General features: G+C 65.8%; 1 protein-coding gene. It reads left to right on the top strand.

Annotated features, from left to right (window positions below; genetic code table 11):
- Positions 1-405, top strand: a 405-nt coding sequence (locus ACU8YC_RS26105) for a sensor histidine kinase (RefSeq protein ID WP_446896129.1), incomplete at its 5' end; no start/stop codon positions are given.
- Positions 406-527 lie beyond the last annotated feature (122 nt).

A 527-nucleotide genomic window follows, 5' to 3' on the forward strand; every position in this document is an offset into this window, starting at 1 on the left:
GCCGAATATGAGGCCGCGCATGTTCACATCGCCGTGTGCGTGGCCGAGCCAACCCTGCACGGCGACCGCGTCCTGATCCATCAGGCGGTGTCGAACCTCGTTTCGAACGCGATCAAGTACTCGCCGCAGCCTTGCGCGATCAGCATCCACGCCGGCCGCTCGGCCCTACTCGACGGAAGCGAGATCACGGTGGCCGACCACGGCGTCGGGATCGCCCTGGAGGAACTCGATCGGGTCTTCGAGCCTTACTATCGCGCCGCCAACAGCGGCGGTGTTCCTGGCCTCGGCATCGGCCTGCATCTCGTGCGCCATTTCGTCGAGGCGCATGGCGGCCAGGTTCGCATCGAGAGCCAGGTCGACCGGGGCACGACGGTACACCTGCATCTGCCCGGAGCGAAGCCGTGACGCGGCGCATCCTGTGCATCGAGGACGATCCCGACATCGCCGAACTCACCAACGAGGTGCTCGCAGAGGCGGGCTTCCGTGTCGATCTTGCGATCACCGGCATGCAAGGTTTGGCGCGGTTG

It is taken from the genome of Citrobacter sp. VF227, from assembly GCF_052950715.1.